Annotated in this window: 1 pseudogene; it reads right to left on the bottom strand. The window is 64.9% G+C overall.

From position 1 onward, the window contains the following. Positions 1-669, bottom strand: a pseudogene (locus Q2941_RS51795) (transposase); the annotation flags it as partial.

The following is a 669-nucleotide window of genomic DNA, read 5'->3' as shown; positions in this document are numbered from 1 at the left end:
CCAGGCATTCCTTAGTGACGTCGTCGACGATGTTGAGAATGCGGAAGCGCCGGCCGTTGGCGAACTGGTCGTGGACGAAGTCCAGCGACCAGCGCGCGTTGGGCCTCGCCTCGATCAGGATCGGGGCACGGGTCCCCACAGCTTTGCGGCGAGCCCGCCGCTTGCGGACGGTGAGCCCTTCCTCGCGATAAAGCCGGTAGATCCGATTGATCCCCGAGGGCTCTCCCTCCCGTCGCAGCAGGACGAATAGCCGGCGGTAGCCGAACCGCCGCCGCTCGTTGGCGAGATCGCGCAACCGGCCGCGCAGAGCCCCGTCCGCAGGGCGGCTGGAGCGATAACGGATCAACTTCCGATCCGCGCCCACGATCGAGCAGGCCCGCCGTTCCGACAGGCTCATGACGGCCTGCAGATGCGCGACCGCAGCGCGCTTGGCGGCGGGCCCTACCATTTTTTTGAAAGCAGCTCGCGAAGGGCGGCCGCGTCGAGCATCTGCTCAGCCAGAAGCTTCTTCAGCTTCGCGTTCTCCTCTTCCAAGGCCCTCAGCCGCTTCGCCTCGGAAACGTCCATGCCACCGAATTTGGCCTTCCAATTGTAGATCGTCGCTTCGGAGATCCCATGCTTGCGAGCCAGGTCAGCCGTCTTCGCCCCAGCCTCATGCTCCTTCAATAC

The sequence above is a fragment of the Bradyrhizobium sp. UFLA05-153 genome, from assembly GCF_054185185.1.
This window is presented reverse-complemented; position numbering and strand designations above follow the sequence as displayed.